We start from the raw sequence: 20861 nt of genomic DNA, 5'->3' as shown, positions 1-20861 counted from the left end.
GTGTCATTTCGACTCCTTCACCAGGGCGAGAAACGCGTGCTCGATGTCGCCTTGACCGGTGTCTTGGCGGATCTGCTGTGGCGATCCGTCGGCGATGATCGCGCCGTCTCGCATGAGCAGGAGTCGATCGCAACGGTCGGCCTCATCCATCACGTGGCTGGAGACGAAGACCGCCGATCCCGCATCCGCGAGTCGGTGGAACAGCGCCCACAGGTCCTGGCGCAGGAGTGGGTCGAGGCCGACGGTCGGCTCGTCGAGGACGAGCAGGTCAGGGTCGCCGAGCAGCGCGACGGCCAGGCTGGCGCGACTGCGCTCACCGCCGGACAGGGAGCGTACGACCTGGTCCTCGTGACCGTGCAGATCGACGGCGGCGATGGCCTTGTGGACTGACTCCTGGTCCAGGCCACGCACCTGGGCGAAGAACTTCAGATTCTCGGCGACGCTCAGGTCGTCGTACACGCTGGCCGCCTGGGTGTGGTAGCCGATCCGGTCGCGCAGCGGCGCCGACCCGGCCTCCTCACCGAAGACGGTGACGTCACCGCCGACGATCTTCTGGACCCCGACCAGGCAGCGCATCAGCGTGGTCTTGCCGCAGCCCGATGGGCCGAGCAGGCCGGTCACCCCGCCGCCGATGGAGAGGTCGAGCCCGTCGAGGACCGTACGCGACCCTCGCTTCACGACGAGATCCTTGATCTCGACCGAGTTTTTCATCATGCGTTGAATACTGCTCCTGTGTCGGGGCGCCGCGCAAGTTCGCCAGTGTGCAGACGCGACAGGTCGGGGGGTTTGCGCCGAGCAGACGCGACAGGTCGAGGCAGTTGCGCTGAGCAGATGCGACAGGTCGAGGCAGTTGCGCGGAGCAGACGCGACAGGTCGGCTAGAGGTCGTCGGTGAGATATCGCTGCACCGTGGGGCCGATCAGTGCGACGACTTCCTCGCTCGACAAGGCGACCATCGGTTCGAGGGCGACGAGATAACGCGTCACGATCAGGCCGATCAACTGGCTGGCGATCAGCGGGATGCGTACGTCCGGCTGATCGCGCACCAACCCGCGCAATGCCGGGCCGATGACCACCGGCAGGAAGCCGGTCCGCGCGAAGCTCCGCGCCCGACGGCTCGACGATGGTTCGGGCCAAGGCGAGCAACGCGGGTTGCAGCTCGGGGTCGTCCCATACCGACAAGAACGCCCGCATCAGTCGCTCCCCCGCGCCGTCAGGTCCGGCCGCGACCACGGGCGCGAGCACCTCGCGCGGGTCGACCGGCAACGCCAACGCGGCGACGAAGAGTTCGTCCTTGCTGCCGAAGTAGTGGTGGACCAGCGCCGCGTCGACGCCGGCTGCCGCCGCGACGCCGCGGATCGTCGTACGCGTGAAGCCATGCTCGCCGAATGCTTCGCGCGCAGCCGTGAGAATGGCCGCCTTCGTGTCGGGGGCACCCCGGCGGCGACCGCGACGGGCGGCCGGACTCATCTGGGTTCTCGACTCTGCCGCACCAGTGGCGCGGTGAAGTGCTCGCGGGCGAACTCCAACGATTCGCGCAGATCACGAACGCGTTCGGCCGAGGTGTTGCAACGCCGGGTGTTGATCTCCAGCACGACACTGCCGGCGAAGTCGAGGGCGACCAGGTGCGCCAAGAACCCCGCCGCATCCATCGCGCCACGACCGGGGACGAGGTGTTCGTCCTTGGCCGACCCGGTGCCATCGGTCAGGTGGATGTGGGTGAGGCGGTCCCCCATCCGCTGGGCCATCTCGACCACGTCGTCACGCGCGATCGCGGCATGTGAGAGATCGATCGTCGTGTGCGCGAAGTCGTGCGCGGACGGATCCCAGCCGGGGACGTACATCTCCATCTTCGCGCGACCGCGACGGCCCTTGCCCGAGGCCCGCCACGGGTACATGTTCTCGACGGCGAACCGCATCCCCGTCGAGGCTTCGAGGGCGGCGATCCCGTCCACGAAGCCGGTGGCGTACTCGCGTTGCCACCGAAATGGCGGGTGTACGACAACCACGCTCGCTCCCAGCGCGTGGGCCATCTCGGCCGAGCGCTGCAGCTTGACCCAGTGGTCGGTGCCCCAGACGCGCTGGGTGATCAGCAGACAGGGCGCATGGATCGCGCAGACCGGCATCTCGTGGTGGTCGGAGAGTTGTTGCACGGCCGCGACCTGCTGGCTCAGCGCGTCGATCCCGACCATCACTTCCACCGCGTCGTACCCGAGCGCCGCGGCATGCGCGAAGGCGTGCGCGGTCGACTCGGGGTAGACCGAGGCGGTGGACAGCGCGACGGTCATGCGCCGTTCCCGAGCACGCTGATCTGGTCGATGCGTTCCAAGATCACGCCCTCGCGCAGCGCCCACGGGCAGATCTCCAACTCGGGAAGTTCGAAGATCTCCATGCAGGCTTCGGCGACCATCGCGCCCGGCACGATCTGATGCGTACGACTGGGCGAGACCCCGGGCAGCGAGGCGAGTTCGTCGGGCGAGAGTTCGAGCAGTTTCGGGATCCAGCCCTTGAGGTCGCTCAGCGCCAGGGTGCGGCTCACCAGCGGCCCTTCACCCGACGGCGCCGCGCCGCACACCCGGGCCAGCGACCGGAACGTCTTCGACGTCGCCGTCGCCTTGTCGGCCTTGCCGGTGCGCAACAACTCGCCCGCGTCGCGCGCGATCTCGGCCCTGATCTCCTTGCGCATCCGGCGTACGGCATCCTCGTCCGCCTTGCCGTCGACGAACCAGGCCTTCGCCAATCGCGCTGCACCCAGCGGCAACGACCACGCGACCGAAGGCGCCTCCCGCGATCCGCTCGCGATCTCCAACGAACCGCCACCGATGTCGAACAGCGCGAGACGCCCCGCCGACCAGCCGAACCAACGGCGTACGGCCAGGAAGGTCAGTCGTGCCTCGTCCTCCCCGGAGAGCACCTTGATGCGTACGCCCGTGCGTTCGGCGACCTCGTCCAGCACCTCTTCGGTGTTGATCGCGTCGCGCACCGCGGAGGTGGCGAACGCCATCATCTCCTCGCAGCCGCGGTCCTCGGCGACATCGATCGACGACAAGGTGAACTTCGTCAGCGCCTCGATCCCCGAACGCGAGACCGCGCCCTGGCCATCGAGATGCTCGGCCAGGCGCAGCGGCTCCTTGTGGGAGTACGCCGGAAGCGGCGCGGCGCCACCGCGGGCATCCACCACCAACAGGTGCCCGGTGTTGGAACCGATGTCGAGTACGCCCAACCGCATGGTGCGAGGTTATAGGTTGCGCAGGTGCCCGAGGTTGATCTGGTGTTTCCACGTGCGTACGTCGAGTTCGTCGATCCGGCCGACGACGCGCAGGTCTTCCGCTGCGACCTGACCTGGCTGACCTCGTCGTTCACCTGCATCTTCGGACAGGGCTGCCAGGGCATCTATGCGTCATCCCCGGACACGGGCTGCTGCACGCTGGGCGCCCACTTCGCCGACAAGGACGACGAGAGGCGAGTCGCGGCGTACGTCGCCGAACTCACCCCCGAGGTGTGGCAGTTCCATCCCGGCCGCAAGCGGGTCAAGCGCAGCGATTGGACCGAGGTCGACGAGGACGGCGACCGCAAGACTCGTACGCACTCGCATCTGGGGCAGTCGGCGTGCGTCCTGCACAACCGTCCGGACTTCGCGGAGGGCGCCGGTTGTGCGCTGCACCTGCTGGCCCTGCAACAAGGGCGCGAACCACTGGAGACCAAGCCGGACGTGTGCTGGCAGTTGCCGATCCGGCGTACGTACCGCACCGTCGAGCGCGCCGACGACACCTCCTACCTGGAGATCTCCATCGGAGAGTACGACCGGCGGGGCTGGGGGCCGGGAGGTCACGACCTGGACTGGTACTGCTCGGGCAACACCGAGGCGCACGTCGCCGTGGAGCCGGTGTTCGTGACGAACCGGCCCGAATTGGTCGAACTGATGGGACACGCGGCGTACGACGAACTCGCCCGCCACTGCGAGGCGCACGTGCGGTCCCGCTCGGCCCTGGCGTTGCATCCAGCCGACTGAAGTTGTCGCTCCACTCCGACAATCTCGACGTCGAGAGAGCGACCCCGATTGTTTCGCGGGCCGTGCCGCAGTTCACAATCAAGTCATGCGCCTAGACCATCTTTCGTTCGCGGCCGGTCCGGATGGACTCGTGGCCACCGCGGCGCGACTCGGGGACCTGCTCGGCAAGAAATTCGTCGATGGCGGCGTGCATCCACGCTTCGGCACCCGCAACCTGACCCTGCCGCTGGCCAACAAGACGTACCTCGAGATCGTCGAGGTGCTCGACCATCCGGCGTCCGACAAGGCACCGTTCGGGCAGGCCGTGCGTGCCCGCTCCGCGCTCGGCGGCGGCTGGCTGGGCTGGGTGGTCCGCGTACGCGACATCTCCAAGACGGAGGCGCGTCTGGAGCGAGAAGCCGTCCAGGGCAACCGTTATCGCAACGACGGCACCGAGTTGCGCTGGAAGCAGATCGGCGTGAACGGCCTGATCGCCGACCCACAGTTGCCGTTCTTCATCGAATGGGAGACCGAAGGCGAGTTGCGTCCGGGCCACGCGGGCGATGACGACTATTCACTGGCCGCACTGGAGATCGCTGGCGACCCGGCACGCGTCTCGGAGTGGCTCGGCGAACCGGTGGAGGCCGCCCTGGAGGACTTCAAGGTCGAGTGGGTCGCCCCCAACGGCACCCCCGGCATCCTGGCCGCCCAGTTCATGACGCCCAACGGGCTCGTGCGTATTTGAGCGCACCACGTGCGCGACGAAGTCGCGGCGCGTGACGTGCGCCAGGTTGAGCGAGCCCACGACCGAGGAACGAGGTCGTGCTAGGCGTGTCGAAACTCAGCACCCCACCCGGCGCCATCGAGAGCCCCAACATCTGGCGCACGCCCGCAACGTACGAAATCGAGAACCGCGCCGTCGACCCCGACGGGCTGCTGACCGCCGCGATGCGTGAGATCGGCGACTGGGCCGACCGCGACGTGCTCGATATCGGGTGCGGCACCGGGTTTCACCTGCCGCTGTTCGCCGCGACCGCGCGCTCGGTGGTCGGCGTGGAACCGCATCCGTCGTTGGCGACGCTGGCTCGTCGGCGGGTGCGCCGACTCGATGCGGTGCGCGTGCTGGACGGGACGGCGCAGGAGTTGCCGGTGGCTGCATCGTCGGTGGATGTCGCGCATGCGCGCTGGGCGTACTTCTTCGGTCCGGGGTGTGAGCCGGGCCTGTTGGAGTTGTCCCGGGTGATGCGGCGAGGCGGGGTGGCGTACATCCTCGACAACGACAAGTCGACCTCGACCTTCGGCCGCTGGTTTCGCGAGGGCTACCCGTGGCTGCCTTCGGCGCCGACGATCGAACGCTTCTGGTCTGTGCAGGGCTGGACTCGCAAGTCGGTGACGATGCGCTGGCTCTTCGAATCGCGTGCAGACCTGGAGGCGGTCGTACGCATCGAGTTCGCCCCCGAGGCGGCCGAGCGGATCCTGGCCTCACATGACGGAGTCGAGGTCGACTACGCGGTGAACCTGTGGTGGCGGCGTTTTTGAGCGACTGGACACCCGTTCGGGCCGCTAAGCCCCCGGTTCGCCGGGGGTTGAGCGGACCGGAGTCCGCTCGACCGCCGCGAGCGCGTCAGCGCTCGGTCGAGCCGCGCACCGCCAACGTCGGGGACAGCAACCGCCCCAACTCGCCGGGCGCATCGGAGCTGAGGAGCCGTTCGACGGCGTGCACGATCTCGACCGCCACGTCCTCGAGCGGTTGGCGTACGGACGTCAGCCCACCCGGGAAGACCTGTGCAGCCTGGGAATCGTCGAAGCCGACCACGCCGATGTCCGCGCCCGGGCGCAGGCCGCGCGAGGCGAGTTCGTGCAGCACCCCGATAGCCAAGGTGTCCGACGCACAGACGATGCCGGTGGCGCCGGCCTCCAGCAGCTCGGCTGCGGCAGCGCGTCCACCCTCGACCGAATCCTCCGACTGGCGTTCGAGTCCGGCCGTGTCGAGGCTGGCGAAATACATCGCCCGCTCCCAGCCCGAGCGCCGGTCGACGTTGATCACGCTGTCATCGGTCCAGCCGAGCCAGGCGATCCGCTGGTGGTCGCGCTGGAGCAGATGGTTGGTCGCCAGGCCGGTGCCTGCCGCCCCGTCGACGTCGACCCAGGGATGGGTGGCCTCGGGGCTGTCCCACGGCCGCCCGAACGCCACGAACGGCGCGCCACGTTCGGTCAGCCAGGCGGCCTGAGGGTTGCCGAGGTAGGTGTCGGTCACGACGAGGGCGTCGACGGCGGTCGCCCGCAACACCTCGTCGTATCCCGCGACCGGATCCTCACCCGCGATCAGCAGCACGTGATGGCCGGACTCGGCGGCGGCCTCCACGAGCGAGTGCACGAAGCGGTCCATCATCGCGTTGGCGGTGCCCTCTTCTGCCCTGCTGAATCGCAATCCGATCAGGCCCGACTGACGCGTGCGCAGGCTTCGGGCGGCCCGGTTGGGCGAGTAGCCGAGCGTACGGATCGCCTGCTGGACCCGTTCCAGTGTCTCGGGGCGCAGCAGGTCGGGGTTGTTGACCGCATTGGACACCGTCTGGCGGGAGACGCCAGCGAGTTCGGCGACGATCTGGAGGGTCGGAGGACCCTCGTGGGACTCGGTGCTGACGGCCACGGTTACTCCCTGGTGGATCCTTCCAAGCCAGGTTACTACTCGTGGTCGCTCCCGCTGCCGGCGGCCGCGACCGATGCGCAACGCCCGTTGTCGGTCGCTGCGTCTAGCGTTGCGCGGGTGAAGAGGCAGAGCACGGTCTATCGCTGCACCGAGTGTGGCTGGGAGGCCGCCAAGTGGGTCGGCCGCTGCGGTGAGTGCCAGGCGTGGGGCACGGTGGCGGAGAAGACCACCCGCGGTCCGCGGGTCGCGGCCTCACCGGTGACCAGTGCCGCCGTGCCCATCGGGCAGGTCGACGTGAGCACGTCTGCCTTCCGGGGGTCGGGGGTGCCCGAACTCGACCGGGTCCTCGGCGGCGGGCTCGTTCCGGGTGCCGCCATCCTGCTCGCCGGAGAGCCGGGCGTCGGGAAGAGCACCCTGTTGTTGGAGGTGGCCGCACAGACCTCGCGCACCGGACGACGCACGCTGTATGTGACCGGCGAGGAGTCCGCCTCCCAGGTGCGGCTGCGAGCCGACCGCACCGGCGGGATCCACGACGAGCTCTATCTGGCGGCTGAGACCGATCTGGGCGCGGTGCTCACGCACCTGGAGGCCGTACGCCCCGAGTTGCTGGTGATCGATTCCGTGCAGACGATCACCGCGACCGGCGTCGAAGGCGTGCCCGGTGGGGTCACCCAGGTCAAGGAGGTGGCCGCCGCCCTGATCCGCCAAGCCAAACTGCGCAACATCACGACGGTGATGGTCGGCCATGTCACCAAGGACGGTTCCATCGCAGGACCACGGGTTCTGGAGCACCTGGTCGACGTGGTGCTGCACTTCGAGGGCGATCGCAACTCGCGATTCCGGATGGTGCGCGCGATGAAGAACCGGTTCGGCCCGGTCGACGAGGTCGGCTGCTTCGACCTGTCGGCCGATGGCATCAACGGAGTCGCCGATCCGACCGGACTCTTCGTCGAGCAGCACGCGAGGCAGGTGCCGGGCACCTGCGTCGCGGTGACCATGGAGGGTCGACGACCGTTGTTGGCCGAAGTGCAGGCGTTGGTCACCAAGTCCGCCGCCGAGCGACCGGCGCGCACGGTCTCTGGATTGTCGAGCCAGCGAGTGGCGATGGTGCAGGCCGTGCTGCAACGCCACTGCGGTCTTCGGCTGCACAACCAGGATGTCTTCGCGGCCACCGTCGGCGGGGCCAAACTGACCGAGCCGGCCAGCGACCTGGCGCTTGCGGTGGCGTTGTCATCGGCCGTGCTGAGCATCCCGGCGCCGACCGGCGTCGTGGCCGTCGGCGAGATCGGGTTGGCTGGCGAGCTGCGCCGCGTACGCGACCTGCGGCAGCGGGTCGCGGAGGCGGCGCGGCTGGGGTTCGCGATGGTCGTCGTACCCGGTCGTCCCGAGCAGGGCCGCATCCGATCCGTACGCCAAGACGGCATCGACGTGGTGGAGGCCGCCGACATCATCGGCGCATTGACGGTGCTGGGACTGACTCGCGGGTGAGTGGACCCGTGAGCCCCTAGACTGACGGCGCCCGGGGCCGCGACCAGCTGACCCGAAACCTCAGAAAGGGCGCCCCTTGCCTGCCGACCGCTCGGACGAAGCCACCCGCATGCGTGCGGCGCTGGCGCTGGTGGCTCCCGGCACCGCATTGCGCGACGGGCTGGAACGCATCCTGCGCGGACGTACGGGCGCACTGATCGTGGTCGGCCAGGATCGAGTGGTCGATTCGATCGCTACCGGGGGCTTCACGCTCGACGTGCCCTTCACCGCGACCGGCCTGCGTGAGCTGGCCAAGATGGACGGCGCCATCACCGTCGACCGCGACCTGACTCGGATCAACCGGGCCGCCGTACACCTGATGCCCGACCCGAGCATCCCCTCGGACGAGACCGGCACCCGGCACCGTACGGCCGATCGCGTCGCCAAACAGACGGGTCACCCGGTGATCAGCGTCAGCCAGTCGATGCAGATCATCGCGATCTATGTCGGCGAATCACGCCACGTCCTGGAGGACTCCGGTCAGATCCTGTCGCGAGCCAACCAGGCGCTGGCGACGCTGGAACGCTACAAGTTGCGTCTGGACGAGGTCGCCTCCACGCTTTCCGCACTGGAGATCGAGGACCTGGTGACCGTACGCGACGTCGCCGTGGTCGCCCAGCGATTGGAGATGGTCACCCGCATCGCCCGCGAGATCGAGGACTACGTCGTCGAACTGGGCACCGACGGCCGGCTGCTTGCGCTGCAGCTCGAAGAGCTCGTCACCGGCGTCGACGCCGAACGCGAGCTGGTGATCCGCGACTACTTCCCCGGCGGGCGCAAGAAGCAGGGCCCAGAAGACTCCTTGCAGGCACTGGCCGCCCTGTCGGCGACCGACCTGGTCGACCCCGCCTCGGTCGCGAGGTCGCTGGGCCTGGGCACGTCGGACCACCTCGACGGGAGCGTGACCCCACGCGGCTACCGACTGCTGGCCAAGGTGCCGCGGCTTCCCGCCTCCGTGGTCGACCGGCTGATCGAGCACTTCGGCACCCTGCAGCAACTCCTGGCTGCGGGCATCGACGACCTCCAGGTGGTCGAGGGTGTCGGCGAGTTGCGGGCGCGGTCCGTACGAGAAGGTCTGTCGCGACTGGCGGAGTCGAGCATCACCGGCGACCGGTTCGTCAGAGGTCTCCTGCCGTGCAACTCGCCGTCTCGCTGGTCAAGGACAAACTCGCGAACCTGCACCGCTTCGTCGACGGGAACCTGGGTCACGGCATCGACCACGTCGTCGTGGTCCTCGACGGCCCGCACGATGCGGAGACGTACGCCTTCCTCGACGCCCACCCGCAGGCCTCCTGGATCCTGGCCGACGCGGCCTGGTGGGGCGAGGACTTCATCGACGCGCTGAGCGCACGGCAACGGCGGGCGGCCAACCTGGTCAATACGGCCGCGGTCGAACTCGGCTTCGTGGACTGGCTCTTCTTCCTCGACGGAGACGAAGTCGCGCAGCTCGACCGCAACGTCCTGGCCGCGGTGCCCGCCGGCGAGCGGATGGTGCGGCTCTCGCCCCTGGAGTCGGTGGCCAGCGAAGGCTCCCCCGATGCTGATCGCCTCTTCAAACGGCTGCTGAGCGACACCGAACTCGAGGCGCTGGCGCGCGCCGGTCTGGTCCGCAAGGCCAGCAACCGCAGCTATTTCCATGGTCACGTGGCGGGCAAGGTCGGCATCCGGCCGGCGACGGACCTGAAGTTCCGCCTGCACGCCGCCGACGATGCGCAGGGCAACAAGTTGGTCGGCTACCAGCACCCGCGGTTGCGACACCTGCACTTCGAGTCGCCGACCTTCGACGAGTTCGTTCGCAAGTGGACCTCGATGGCCTCGGCCGGGCCGATGCCGGCCGTACGCCATCGCCGCTCCGCGATCCTGGCGGGCTTCCAGGCCCTGCGCGGGGACGCGGATCCGACCTCGCGACAGCGCGAACTCTACGAGGAGTACGTCGTGGAGGACGCCGAGGGCCTGCGTCGCCACGGGGTGCTGGAATCGATCGACGTGTGGACCCCGTCGAGCCACACCTCACCATTGAATCGCGACCAGGTCGAGGCGCTGGAATCCGAACTGCGGCGGCTGTCGGCGCTGCCGAAGCGACTGTTCGGGTCGTACGCCTGACGTCGCCTCAACCGTTGTTGCGGTTGCGCTTCTTCTTGTTCTTCTTCGTCTTGGGGGTGGGCGTCGCCGTCGCCGTGGGCGTGACCGTACGCGTGATCGTCCCGGCGGTCGGAAGCTTCGAGCTCGAAGTGAGCCTCGGCGGGGTCACCACCGAGGGCGGCGGCCTTGATGAAGTACCACCCGGGCATGGCCCACTGGGTCAGCCGCGAGCAGGTCTCGTCCGAACGCTTGGCCGACCAGGTGATCGCAACCTGGGTGTTGGCGTTGTCACGCACGACGAGGTTCTGGGTCGGGATCGCGTTGCGGCACTGCTGGGTCGACCAGATGTCGTCCCCACCCGAGCGGATCGCGACGGTCACCGAACTCGCCGACAACTTCCAGTTGCAGGCGTCGCTGGTCTTCGTCTTGAGGTTGAGCATCACCTTGATGTCCGAGCCCCCGATCGGCTTGGGCACCGAGGGCACGACGGTGATGTCCGAGGCAGCGCAGGTGCCTTCGGGCTGGGCCAGCACCGGCGCAGGCACCGTTGGCCCGAGCACGGGGCCTTTCGGCTTGCGCTTCTTCTTGCGCTTGACCTTGGTCGTAGGCGTCGTCGTGGGGCTCGGTTGGGATGCGGCGCGTTGCGCCGTGGGCGAAGCAGCCTCGTCACCGCCGACGCCGACCAGCCGGAAGATCCCGCCGACGAAGAGCAGGAGTACCGTCAAGAACGCGGCGCGGCGTACCCAATAGACGCGGGCCGGCAAGGGTCCACGAGGTCGAGCGACAGCGGCCATAGGCGAACGCTAGAAGTTCCCACGCGCTGAGTCTCGCTGCCACACCGCACGACGTACGATCCGGCAGGTGGATGAGGTCCAGGCGGCGGTGCTCGGGTGGTACGACGAGCATCAACGCGACCTGCCGTGGCGCCGACCCGAGGCAACGGGGTGGTCGGTCATGGTGTCGGAGTTCATGCTCCAGCAGACTCCTGTGAGTCGCGTGTTGCCCAAGCACACCGAGTGGCTGGCTCGCTGGCCGACGCCCGGTGACCTGGCCGCCGAGTCCGCGGGAGAAGCCGTACGAGCCTGGGGCCGTCTCGGCTATCCACGCCGGGCGCTGCGGCTGCATCGGGCGGCGACCATGATTCGTGACCACTTCGACGGCCAGGTGCCAAGCGCGTACGACGACCTGCGCGCACTGCCCGGCGTCGGCGACTACACCGCTTCGGCCATCGCCGCGTTCGCGTACGGACAACGGATCGCGGTCCTGGACACCAACGTCCGCCGGGTGCACTGGCGACTCTTCCGCGGCCTGCAATATCCCCCGGACGTGGTCTATTCGCACGAGCGTGAGGACGCGTGGCGGTTGCTGCCGGCTGATCCGGGCATTGCCGCGACCTGGTCGGTCGCCGTGATGGAACTCGGCGCGCTCGTCTGCACGGCCCGCTCGCCGTCCTGCGACAGCTGCCCGGTCGCGCAGTGGTGCGTCTGGCGCGGCGACGGGTACCCGGCGTACGACGGCCCGCCGCGGCGCGGCCAGACCTACGCCGGGACCGACCGTCAGTGCCGCGGTCGGCTCCTGGCCGTGCTGCGAGAAGCGCCCGGCAGCGTGGCCAAGCCACTGCTCGACGTGGCCTGGCCTGCGGCCGAGCAGCGTGAACGCGCGCTCGCCAGCCTGATCAGCGATGGGCTGGTGGTCGAGGTGGACCAACCGGAAGAGGGCGCAGCGCCTGCGCGCTACGCCCTCCCGTGAGAGTTTGTGACCCCTCGGCCGATCTTGGTGACCCCTCGGCTAGGAGGTGGCGGTGGTCGGTCCCTCGCCCGTTCCGTCGTCGAAGGGGACGTCGCCGAACGGTGAGGACTCCCCGCCGGCGCGCGGGACGTCACGGGGGCCGTCCTCGCTGCCGTCGGCAGCCAACTCGGCCAAGGGGTCGGTGCCCAGATCCGCGGTCTCGAAAGGCGGCATGTCCGGGAGCGTGGACACCTTCTCGCCCTTGAACGTGAAGGTCTGGTTGGGCTCCTCACCCTCGATATCCACGAGCACGATCTGGCCGGCGCCGACTTCGCCATAGAGCATCTTCTCGGCCAGCACGTCTTCGATCTCACGCTGCACGGTGCGACGCAGCGGTCGAGCACCGAGCACGGGGTCGAAGCCACGCTTGGCGAGCAGGTGCTTGGCACCCTCGGTGAGTTCGAGACTCATGTCGCGGTCCTTCAAGCGTGTTTCCACCGCGGCGATCATGTTGTCGACCATCGAGATGATCTGCTCCTGCGACAGCGGCGGGAACACGATGATCTCGTCGACACGGTTGAGGAACTCGGGCCGGAAGTGCTGCTTGAGCTCCTCTTGCACCTTGGTCTTCATCCGCTCGTAGGAGCCGGCCGCGTCACCGGTCTGGGCGAAGCCGAGATTGACGCCCTTGGCGATGTCCTTGGTGCCCAGGTTGGTGGTCATGATGATCACGGTGTTCTTGAAGTCGACCACTCGGCCCTGGGAGTCGGTCAGGCGACCTTCCTCCAGGATCTGCAGCAGCGAGTTGAAGATGTCGGGGTGCGCCTTCTCGACCTCGTCGAAGAGCACGACGGAGAACGGCTTGCGGCGCACCTTCTCGGTGAGCTGGCCGCCCTCTTCGTACCCGACGTAGCCCGGAGGCGAGCCGAAGAGCCGCGAGACGGTGTGCTTCTCGCTGAACTCGCTCATGTCGAGTTGGATCAGTGCATCCTCGTCGCCGAAGAGGAACTCCGCGAGCGTCTTGGACAGCCAGGTCTTTCCGACACCGGACGGGCCCGCGAAGATGAACGAGCCTCCCGGACGCTTGGGGTCCTTGAGTCCGGCCCGCGTACGCCGGATGGCGCGCGAGAGCGCCTTGACGGCCTCTTCCTGACCAATGACCCGCTTGTGCAGTTCGTCCTCCATCTTGAGCAGCCGCGAGGACTCCTCCTCGGACAACTTCACGATCGGGATGCCGGTCGCCACGGCGAGCACCTCGGCGATCAGTTCCTCGTCGACCTCGGCGACCTCGTCCATGTCGCCCGCGCGCCACTGCTTCTCACGCTCGGACTTCTTCAGGATGAGTTGCTTCTCCTCGTCGCGCAGTCGGGCGGCCGCCTCGAAATCCTGGCCGTCGATGGCGGCCTCCTTGCGCGCCCGCACCTCACCGATCTTGTCGTCGAACTCGCGCAGGTCGGCCGGCGCCGTCATCCGGCGGATCCGCAGGCGCGATCCGGCCTCGTCGATCAGGTCGATCGCCTTGTCGGGCAGGAAGCGGTCGGAGATGTAGCGATCGGCCAGCGTCGCTGCGCTCACCAGTGCCTCGTCGGTGATGGTGACGCGGTGGTGGGCCTCATAGCGGTCGCGCAGGCCCTTGAGCATCTCGATGGTGTGCGCGATGGACGGCTCGGCCACCTGGATCGGCTGGAAGCGGCGCTCCAGCGCGGCGTCCTTCTCGAGGTACTTGCGGTATTCGTCGAGGGTGGTGGCGCCGATGGTCTGCAGTTCGCCTCGGGCCAGCATCGGCTTCAGGATGCTGGCTGCGTCGATCGCACCCTCGGCCGCACCGGCTCCGACGAGCGTGTGGATCTCGTCGATGAACAGCACGATGTCGCCGCGCGTACGGATCTCCTTGAGCACCTTCTTGAGGCGCTCCTCGAAGTCGCCGCGGTAGCGCGAACCAGCCACCAACGCGCCGAGGTCGAGGGTGTAGATCTGCTTGTCCTTCAGCGTCTCGGGCACGTTGCCCTTGACGATGTCTTGGGCCAGGCCGGCGACGATCGTGGTCTTGCCGACGCCCGGCTCACCGATCAGGACGGGGTTGTTCTTCGTACGCCGGCTCAGGATCTGCATCACCCGCTCGATCTCGGGCTCGCGACCGATCACCGGGTCGAGCTTGCCCTCGCGAGCAGCCTGGGTGAGGTTCTGCCCGAACTGGTCCAGCACGGTGGACGACGCGGGCGCGTCGGCGCTGGACGAACTCGACGAGCCGCCTCCGGACGAGGATTCCTTGCCCTGGAAGCCGCTGAGCAACTGGATGACCTGCTGGCGTACGCGGTTGAGGTCGGCTCCGAGCTTCTGCAGCACCTGGGCCGCCACGCCCTCGCCCTCGCGGATCAGACCGAGCAGGATGTGCTCGGTGCCGATGTAGGAGTGCCCCAACTGCAGGGCCTCACGCAAGGACAGTTCGAGCACCTTCTTGGCGCGCGGGGTGAAGGGAATATGTCCCGACGGCGCCTGCTGCCCCTGGCCGATGATCTCCTCGACCTGGGCGCGAACGGCCTCCAGCGAGATGTCGAGGGATTCCAGCGCCTTCGCCGCGACTCCCTCACCCTCGTGGATCAGGCCCAGCAGGATGTGCTCGGTGCCGATGTAGTTGTGCGAGAGCATGCGGGCCTCTTCTTGGGCCAGCACCACCACGCGACGGGCTCGGTCGGTGAACCGTTCGAACATCTTCACTCCTTGCAAGATTCGGGGGTACGTCACGGCAGCCGTCAGGCCACAGGCGTACGCACTTCCCAACTATCGAGCCAGCCTACGTGTTCCCTCCGACAGCCTGCTGGCTGTCCGCCGAGGGCGAACACACCGCGCGGTTCAACCGGCCGGGGTGCCGTCCAGGCGCCAGGAGTCCTCGGGCCGACAGTCGCGCTGGACCCGATCGACGAGTTCGCAGATCAACTCGCCCTGCTGGTCGACGATGACGATCTCGTCCTGCCAGCGCAAGATCACCTGGGCGTCGGACGGCTCGACGCCCTCCCAGTCCTGCAGTTCGCGAATGACGTCGACACCGAGCCTGAGCACCGCGGGCTTCTCGGGCAGGTCGGTGGTGACCTTCGCGCTGCGTCGCGGTCCGCGGTCGGGGCTGTCGGCACGCTGGACCTCGTCGACCTCGACCACGCCGTCCAGCGCCGCGATCGCGTCGAAGCGAGCCTGGGTGTCCGGTTCACAGGCCTCGCCTGGGCAGGTCGACGAGCCCGAGGCACAGCCCGACAGCAGCAACAGTCCCGTCGCAACGAGGATCCGGGCGATCATCGCGGAATGTCGGACGGGCGTACGACCTGCCCGACCTGGGCCTGATAGGTGTGCGTCTGACTCGCCGGCGACTCGCCGTTCTCGGTGAGGTAACCCGCCTCCTGCATCGACTCGATGGCGTGGGTGAGCGAGGGATCGTCGCTGTCGTCGACGGCGTTGGCCATCGTCTCGTAGGTGCTCATGGAGTGGTTCTGCCCCGGTGCCGCACCGAAACTGCCCGAGTGGAGGTCGGCGGTCACGGTGATGTGGTTGGCAGTGCCGGGGTTGTTCTCGCCGTCGAGCAGTGGCACCACATCGCCGGTGTTCTCCAGCGACACCACGGTCACGTCGTCCGGGATGCCCGAGGTCGCCACCGGTGAGCCGGCCGTCACGACGTGGGTGACCTGATAGGGGAACGTCGGATCGGCAGCCAGCGCGGCAGCCTGCATGCCGCCTTGGCTGTGACCCACGAGCATGACCGGCTCGCCGGGTCGTACGCCTGCTTGGGCCATCGCCTGCTGGACGGCCTGGGCGTACGCCGTCTGGTCTCCGGCGATCAGGTTGAGGTTGGACCCCATGTTGCGGATCTCGGTGTCGGAGAGGAAGTCGTCGGTGCCGGGCAGTTGCACGATGTGCCTGACCTCGCCGTCCTCGTCGGTGAGCGTCTGCACCGTGAACACGCCGTTCTGCGTGCCGGTCGCGACCGCGTTGAGGTCCTCCATCAGGTCGGAGAAGTCACGAGGCGCGTCATGGGCGAAGAGCGCGCCGTCATAGTCCGGGTTGAGCTCGCCCTCATAGTCGGTGAACAGCAACTCGCCCAGATCGTCTGCCGCCGAGGCCGTGTCGGCATGGAAGCCGCCGAGTCCCAGCAGTTGCATCAGCGGCGAGGTGATCGGGTTGGTGCCGAGCCCGTCGAGCAGTCCTCCCCCGCCGTTGGCCAGCGTCTGGATCACCCAGGGGTTGTCCTCGAGGAACGCGATGAGTTCGTCTCGGGAGGTGTAGGCCGTGAGCCCGAGCCCGAGCCCGGCGAGCGCGAGCGGATTGGTCAGCGCCAGGCCCACCAGCCCGACGCCACCGGCGATGACCGCGCCCGGCAGCACGAACCCCGCAGCGAAGCCCACGCCGTACGACAGCGCCTCGAAGGCCTGGTGGATCGCCTCGTCGGCGTCTTCGTAGAACTCCACGACGGCGACGAAACAGATCGCCTGTCCTTCGATGACGGCCGCTTTCACGGCCAGTCCGTGGGGGCCGTACGTCGCCTCGACGATCGCCCCCTCGGCCTCGGCGAATGTGCCCGGACTCAAGATCGCCGAGGCGAGCAGGTCGCCGTCGGCGGCTTCGAGTTTGTCGTCCCAGGCGTAGCCCACCAGCGTGGGGCCGATCGAGCCGTAGAGGTCGCCGAGTTGTCTGATGTCGTCGAACTTGGCGTCGATGCCGTTGGCGCCCCCGGAGACGCTGATGCCTAGATCAGTCATCGCGCACCCGCTCGAATCGTCGCGGCGGCGAACGGCTCCAGCAACACGCTGAGGTCGCCCGGGGCTCGGTGTCGGAACTCGGTCGTCGCCTCCGGACCAGGCGCGAGTTCGTGCCAGCCGCTGTCGAAGAGCAACCAACTCAGCACCTTGGGCGCCGCCTCGTCGTCGCGCCTTCGGGCGAGTACGCGCAACCGCCCGCGAGTCTCCTGAGCGAGTACGGCAAGCAGGCCGACGATCTCGTCCTGCCTGGCCTCGATCACCTCGTCCTGATCACCGAAGAGCACCTGTCCGACGTGGTCGGCGGCCATGGGTTCCAGCAGGTCGAGACGCTGCTCCTTGAGAGCCTTGTGGGAGCCGAGCATGAGTTCGGTGGGCAGGCGTACGAAACTCGCGAGCGGGCGCGGCTCCTCGGGGGTCCACGGCTGCACCTGTGCGATCCGGGTGATCTGTGAGTGCCAGAGCGCGGCGTCCCACCACGAGATTTCGTACGACTCCCCGCCACTCGTGGCTAGTTGGGCCACCAGGCGATCCTGGATGCCGAGCCAGCAGCGCAGCCCGGAGAGTCCGGCTCGCCGGTGTGCCGACATGTCGATCTGGAGGAAGCCGCGACCACCCGCAACCACTTGGAGGGCCAGCGTGAGCCCGGCATCGAGTCCGTCGTCGTCGAGCAAACCGCTGCTTCTCAACGACTGCTCGGCAGGGCCGCCGTCGGCTGCTTGGCTCTTGGCGGCGTCGAGTTGCGCCGACGCGGCCGTGGTGTCGGCGGTCGCGAGTCGCGTGGTGATTCGTTCAGGGGTGCCATCCAGAGTGAGCGGCAGTGGCACCTGGGCCAGCCGGGCGGCTGCGAGGAGTTGGGACAACGTCAGGGTGAGCCGACGGGGCAGCTCAGGATGGTCGAGGACGGGGGCCTGGGGTTCGGCACCGGCGCGTACGCGAATCACGGTCATGTGCGGATCCCCGGGATGACCTCGGGCATCTCGAGCCAGTCCTTGTGGCCCGGTGGCGGGGTGGCCGTCTCGGCGAGCTTCTTGTCCGCCTCGTCTCCTGGCGTCAGCGCGTCCTTGATCCCGCCGACCACCGAGTCGATCGCGGCCTTCGCGCGGTCCAAGGCGGCGCTGAGGATGCGCCGCGCCTGTCGTTCGATAGAGGCGATCAGATCGAGGAGGCGCTGCACCTCGTCGGCGTGCTTGCGTACCTTCTCCGCTGCCTCGTCATAGTCCTTCGCAACCGCCATCAGCTCGTCGCGACGATCACATGCCTGCTGCTTCATCCGGTCCGCGGCGGCCGACTTCCAGGCCACCGTCTCGCTGCGGGTGTGGAGTTCGCGCGCGCGATCACGCAACAGGTCCGCGCGGTGATCGAGCCGGTCCGCGACCTCGCGGATCTTGCTTGGTTCGCCGTACATGACTGCCCTTCGCCGAGAATGCTTGTCAGAAGTCGTGCGATTCATGACTCATGCCCGGCACGGCGGCGCATTAATCCCCCCGGTGGGTGGCGTCGGCGCCTCCAGCGACTGGGCCACTCGAAGGGCCAGATGGCCCGATCGCCGAGCAGACGCGACAGGTCGAGCCACAATCGCCGAGCAGACGCGACAGGTCAGGGGAGGGTGCCGCGGAGGGCACTGGCGATGCAGCGCTTCGCACCCTCGCCCACGTCGGCGGTGATCGTGATGTCGGCGCGGTCCTTGTCGGCGAGGTCGCGTACGACCGCCCAGCCGGTGGCGACCGGTTCGTCGGCGGCGTCGACCCAGGTGACGGTGACCAGATAGTCGGCGCGCTCGACGACACCCGTGACGACGCCCTCGACGCGCTGAGGACCGGCCGTACGACCGCAGGTGTCGAGGGTCAGCGCCTCCGGCGCGGCGATCGCGTCGTCGAACTGCGGCAGTGGCGACGCGTCGATCGTCGCGGAGGAGGTCGGGGGCGTCGGCGCCTCACGGTCCGAGGAATCCGCGCATCCGCTGAGCAGAAGGAGCGCCACGAGGGCGAGTGCGCGCGTCACAACAGACCCTGCTGATAGCAGAACACGACCGCCTGGATCCGATCGCGCAGCTGGAGCTTGCGCAAGACCTCGGCCACGTGGCTCTTGACCGTCTCGATGCCGATGACGAGTTCGGCGGCGATCTCGGCGTTGGAGCGACCGGCCCCGAGTTGGAGCAGCACCTCGCGTTCGCGCGGACTGAGATCACTCGTCGGATCGGGGCCTGCCGGAGTCGCGGCTGCGCTGGCCAGCTCGCCGATCAGTCGCTGCGAGGCGGCTGGGCCGAGCAGCATGGCGCCCTCGGCCACGATGCGTACGCCCTCCACCAACCGCGCTGCCGTCACATCCTTGAGCAGGAAGCCGCTCGCCCCGGCGCGCAACGCGTCATAGACGTAAGCGTCGAGGTCGAAGGTGGTGAGGATCAGGACCCGGGTGCCGCCGGCAGCCGTGATCTTCGCGGTCGCGGCGATCCCGTCCATCCGGGGCATCCGAATGTCGACCAGGGCCACGTCGGGGTGCGTACGCTCGACCAACTCGACGAGCTCGACCCCGTCAGCCGCGGTGCCGACCACGCTCATCCCCTCCTGCGCGTCGAGCAGGGCGGCGAAGCCGTCCCTGATCACGCCCTGGTCGTCGGCGACCACGACTCGGATGCTCATCGGGCTGAGTCTCCCAGTGCGCTTTGGCGCAGCGGCAGCCGTGCGCTGACCACGAACTCGTCGCCCACCGGACCGGCGATGAGCAGCCCGCCGAGGGCCTCGACGCGCTCACGCATCCCGACGAGCCCACGCCCCGGGGTGCCAGCCGGGGAACCGGTGAGCGGGTGGGTGACGCGTACGACCAGGTCGCCGTCGGCGGTGACCTCGACGCGTACGGGCGCACCCGGCGCGTGCCGACGCGCGTTGGTCAGCGACTCTTGGACGAGGCGATAGGCGACATAGCCGGTGCCCAAGCCGATCGGGATGTCGACATCGCCGTGGAGGGTGACGTCGGCCCCCGCCGCGCGGGCGCGTTCCACCAACGCCGCGATGTCACCAAGCGTCGGCTGCGGTGCCCGGTCGTCGGAGTCGGCGCGTTGCAGGATGCCGAGTACGCCTCGGAGTTCGTCGAGAGCCAGGCGGGCGTCTGCGGCGATCTCGGTGAACGCGGCCCGAGTCTGCGCGTCGGTGTCGGGCAGGGTGTAGGGCGCGGTCTCGGCGCGTACGGCGATCAGCGAGACGTGGTGCGCGACCACGTCGTGCAGGTCTCGGGCCAGCCGGGCGCGTTCGGCCACGACCGCCGCGTCGGCATCGACCTGTGCGGTCTGGACGGTGAGTGCCTGTCGCTCCAGACGAGTCGCTTCCGCCGTCTCGGCCTGCCGGGCCAGCCACCAGGCGAGGGCGAGCGGGATCGCGAGTCCGAGACTCCACAGCAGCGCATAGCCGGGCGTGCCCGAATAGTCGTTGCGGCACGAAGCGCCCTCGCAGAGCAGCTTGACGAAATCAATGTCACGCCACTGGGAGATCGCGAGGGTCGCTCGGCCACCGATGGCGTACGCCATGGACACGACGGTGAGGCCGGCGGGCACGATCGCCCAGCGCGGCTCACGCCACATCAGCACCATCGCCGTCGCAACCGTGGTCACCACAGCAGCGAGGAAGACCTGGTGAAACAACAACGGAAGCAGGCCGAGACTGGACGCGATGGCTGCGGTCCGCGGAGCCGCCAAGGCAGTTGCGGGCCACACACTCATCAGCAGCGCCAGCGGAGTCATCGCCAAAGAGAGGAGCCAGAAGGGGAGGAAGGGATGCGCTTCGCTTGTGAATGGCCCCAGGGGAATCAACCCTGCGAGCCTCGGGGCGACAGGCAGCCAGAACAGCGTGCCGACCACGCTGCCCACGATGGCGATGCCCCAGAACGGAGCCGGGATTCGGCGACGGGGTGCCGCGACGAGCGGCGTCGACGCGAGTTGGACGGGCACCGGAGCGGAGTAGGTGGTCATGGCTTCAGGCTGCTGCTGCACGACCCTCTCCCGTCACCCGCTGGCGAGTGAAATGCTAGACGGCGTCCTCCCTCTCGCGGGGGAGGCGGACGTGGTGACGAGGCTCCATCTGCGAAGAACTGCGGCCGCGGCTAGGGCGTCGCGCTGACGCAGAGGCTCCGCGGCCGCAGTTCTTCAC

The 20861-nt window shown here is 68.4% G+C and carries 21 protein-coding genes and 2 pseudogenes; 8 read left to right on the top strand and 15 right to left on the bottom strand.

Annotated features, from left to right (window positions below):
* Window positions 1-3 precede the first annotated feature (3 nt).
* From V9G04_01390 to V9G04_01370, 5 genes and pseudogenes are all read right to left on the bottom strand, one after another.
* Window positions 4-714, bottom strand: a complete 711-nt coding sequence (locus V9G04_01390; protein ID MEI2711965.1) for an ABC transporter ATP-binding protein — start codon at window positions 712-714, stop codon at window positions 4-6.
* 163 nt (window positions 715-877) lie between these two features.
* Entirely contained in the window at window positions 878-1075 is a 198-nt protein-coding gene (locus V9G04_01385; protein ID MEI2711964.1) for a hypothetical protein, read from the bottom strand.
* A gap of 256 nt (window positions 1076-1331) precedes the next feature.
* Window positions 1332-1469 (bottom strand): annotated as a pseudogene (locus V9G04_01380) (TetR family transcriptional regulator).
* A complete protein-coding gene (locus V9G04_01375; GenBank protein ID MEI2711963.1) occupies window positions 1466-2287 on the bottom strand; it encodes a sugar phosphate isomerase/epimerase family protein in 822 nt (273 codons plus the stop codon). Before V9G04_01375 ends, V9G04_01380 begins: the two are co-directional and overlap by 4 nt.
* Complete coding sequence (locus tag V9G04_01370; GenBank protein ID MEI2711962.1) at window positions 2284-3228, bottom strand: Ppx/GppA phosphatase family protein; 945 nt, start codon at window positions 3226-3228, stop codon at window positions 2284-2286. The genes V9G04_01375 and V9G04_01370 overlap by 4 nt, the downstream gene beginning before the upstream one ends.
* Window positions 3229-3252: 24 nt before the next feature.
* On the opposite strand from V9G04_01370, the gene V9G04_01365 reads away from it, so the two are divergent.
* From V9G04_01365 to V9G04_01355, 3 genes are all read left to right on the top strand, one after another.
* Window positions 3253-4011 carry a hypothetical protein gene (locus V9G04_01365; GenBank protein MEI2711961.1) on the top strand — a complete coding sequence of 253 codons (759 nt, stop codon included), beginning with the start codon at window positions 3253-3255 and terminating at the stop codon, window positions 4009-4011.
* An 85-nt stretch (window positions 4012-4096) separates the two neighbouring features.
* The gene (locus V9G04_01360) at window positions 4097-4735 is read left to right on the top strand and encodes a VOC family protein (GenBank protein ID MEI2711960.1); all 639 of its coding nucleotides are present in this window, start codon (window positions 4097-4099) and stop codon (window positions 4733-4735) included.
* An 86-nt stretch (window positions 4736-4821) separates the two neighbouring features.
* Complete coding sequence (locus tag V9G04_01355) at window positions 4822-5529, top strand: class I SAM-dependent methyltransferase (protein ID MEI2711959.1); 708 nt, start codon at window positions 4822-4824, stop codon at window positions 5527-5529.
* Window positions 5530-5614: 85 nt separating this feature from the next.
* Here the strand turns inward: V9G04_01355 and V9G04_01350 are convergent, their stop codons facing one another.
* Window positions 5615-6640 (bottom strand): LacI family DNA-binding transcriptional regulator, encoded by a 1026-nt coding sequence (locus V9G04_01350; protein ID MEI2711958.1) that lies wholly within the window; start codon window positions 6638-6640, stop codon window positions 5615-5617.
* Between the two features lie 117 nt (window positions 6641-6757).
* On the opposite strand from V9G04_01350, the gene radA reads away from it, so the two are divergent.
* From radA to V9G04_01335, 3 genes and pseudogenes are all read left to right on the top strand, one after another.
* Window positions 6758-8128, top strand: coding sequence for a DNA repair protein RadA (radA, locus tag V9G04_01345; GenBank protein MEI2711957.1), 1371 nt, complete (start codon window positions 6758-6760; stop codon window positions 8126-8128).
* Between the two features lie 76 nt (window positions 8129-8204).
* Window positions 8205-9287 (top strand): annotated as a pseudogene (disA, locus tag V9G04_01340) (DNA integrity scanning diadenylate cyclase DisA).
* Between the two features lie 107 nt (window positions 9288-9394).
* Complete coding sequence (locus V9G04_01335; GenBank protein ID MEI2711956.1) at window positions 9395-10270, top strand: hypothetical protein; 876 nt, start codon at window positions 9395-9397, stop codon at window positions 10268-10270.
* 7 nt (window positions 10271-10277) lie between these two features.
* On the opposite strand, the gene V9G04_01330 is transcribed toward V9G04_01335, so the two are convergent.
* Entirely contained in the window at window positions 10278-10418 is a 141-nt protein-coding gene (locus V9G04_01330; protein ID MEI2711955.1) for a hypothetical protein, read from the bottom strand.
* A gap of 20 nt (window positions 10419-10438) precedes the next feature.
* Here V9G04_01330 and V9G04_01325 point away from each other — a divergent pair, with 20 nt between their 5' ends.
* Together V9G04_01325 and V9G04_01320 are read left to right on the top strand one after the other, a co-directional pair.
* Window positions 10439-10999 (top strand): hypothetical protein, encoded by a 561-nt coding sequence (locus V9G04_01325; protein MEI2711954.1) that lies wholly within the window; start codon window positions 10439-10441, stop codon window positions 10997-10999.
* 111 nt (window positions 11000-11110) lie between these two features.
* Window positions 11111-11998 carry an A/G-specific adenine glycosylase gene (locus V9G04_01320; GenBank protein MEI2711953.1) on the top strand — a complete coding sequence of 296 codons (888 nt, stop codon included), beginning with the start codon at window positions 11111-11113 and terminating at the stop codon, window positions 11996-11998.
* Window positions 11999-12037: 39 nt separating this feature from the next.
* Here the strand turns inward: V9G04_01320 and V9G04_01315 are convergent, their stop codons facing one another.
* The 8 genes from V9G04_01315 to V9G04_01280 form a co-directional block, all read right to left on the bottom strand.
* Window positions 12038-14689, bottom strand: coding sequence for an ATP-dependent Clp protease ATP-binding subunit (locus V9G04_01315; protein MEI2711952.1), 2652 nt, complete (start codon window positions 14687-14689; stop codon window positions 12038-12040).
* Window positions 14690-14830: 141 nt separating this feature from the next.
* The gene (locus V9G04_01310) at window positions 14831-15268 is read right to left on the bottom strand and encodes a hypothetical protein (GenBank protein ID MEI2711951.1); all 438 of its coding nucleotides are present in this window, start codon (window positions 15266-15268) and stop codon (window positions 14831-14833) included.
* The gene (locus V9G04_01305; GenBank protein ID MEI2711950.1) at window positions 15265-16722 is read right to left on the bottom strand and encodes a hypothetical protein; all 1458 of its coding nucleotides are present in this window, start codon (window positions 16720-16722) and stop codon (window positions 15265-15267) included. The genes V9G04_01310 and V9G04_01305 overlap by 4 nt, the downstream gene beginning before the upstream one ends.
* Window positions 16719-17669, bottom strand: a complete 951-nt coding sequence (locus V9G04_01300) for a hypothetical protein (protein MEI2711949.1) — start codon at window positions 17667-17669, stop codon at window positions 16719-16721. The genes V9G04_01305 and V9G04_01300 overlap by 4 nt, the downstream gene beginning before the upstream one ends.
* The gene (locus V9G04_01295; protein ID MEI2711948.1) at window positions 17666-18127 is read right to left on the bottom strand and encodes a hypothetical protein; all 462 of its coding nucleotides are present in this window, start codon (window positions 18125-18127) and stop codon (window positions 17666-17668) included. The genes V9G04_01300 and V9G04_01295 overlap by 4 nt, the downstream gene beginning before the upstream one ends.
* A 191-nt stretch (window positions 18128-18318) precedes the next feature.
* Window positions 18319-18723 (bottom strand): hypothetical protein, encoded by a 405-nt coding sequence (locus V9G04_01290; protein ID MEI2711947.1) that lies wholly within the window; start codon window positions 18721-18723, stop codon window positions 18319-18321.
* A complete protein-coding gene (locus V9G04_01285) occupies window positions 18720-19361 on the bottom strand; it encodes a response regulator transcription factor (GenBank protein MEI2711946.1) in 642 nt (213 codons plus the stop codon). The genes V9G04_01290 and V9G04_01285 overlap by 4 nt, the downstream gene beginning before the upstream one ends.
* Window positions 19358-20683, bottom strand: a complete 1326-nt coding sequence (locus V9G04_01280) for a histidine kinase (GenBank protein MEI2711945.1) — start codon at window positions 20681-20683, stop codon at window positions 19358-19360. Before V9G04_01280 ends, V9G04_01285 begins: the two co-directional genes overlap by 4 nt.
* Window positions 20684-20861: the final 178 nt, after the last annotated feature.

It is taken from the genome of Nocardioides sp., from assembly GCA_037045645.1.
In the GTDB taxonomy this organism is placed as follows: domain Bacteria; phylum Actinomycetota; class Actinomycetes; order Propionibacteriales; family Nocardioidaceae; genus Nocardioides.
This window is presented reverse-complemented; position numbering and strand designations above follow the sequence as displayed.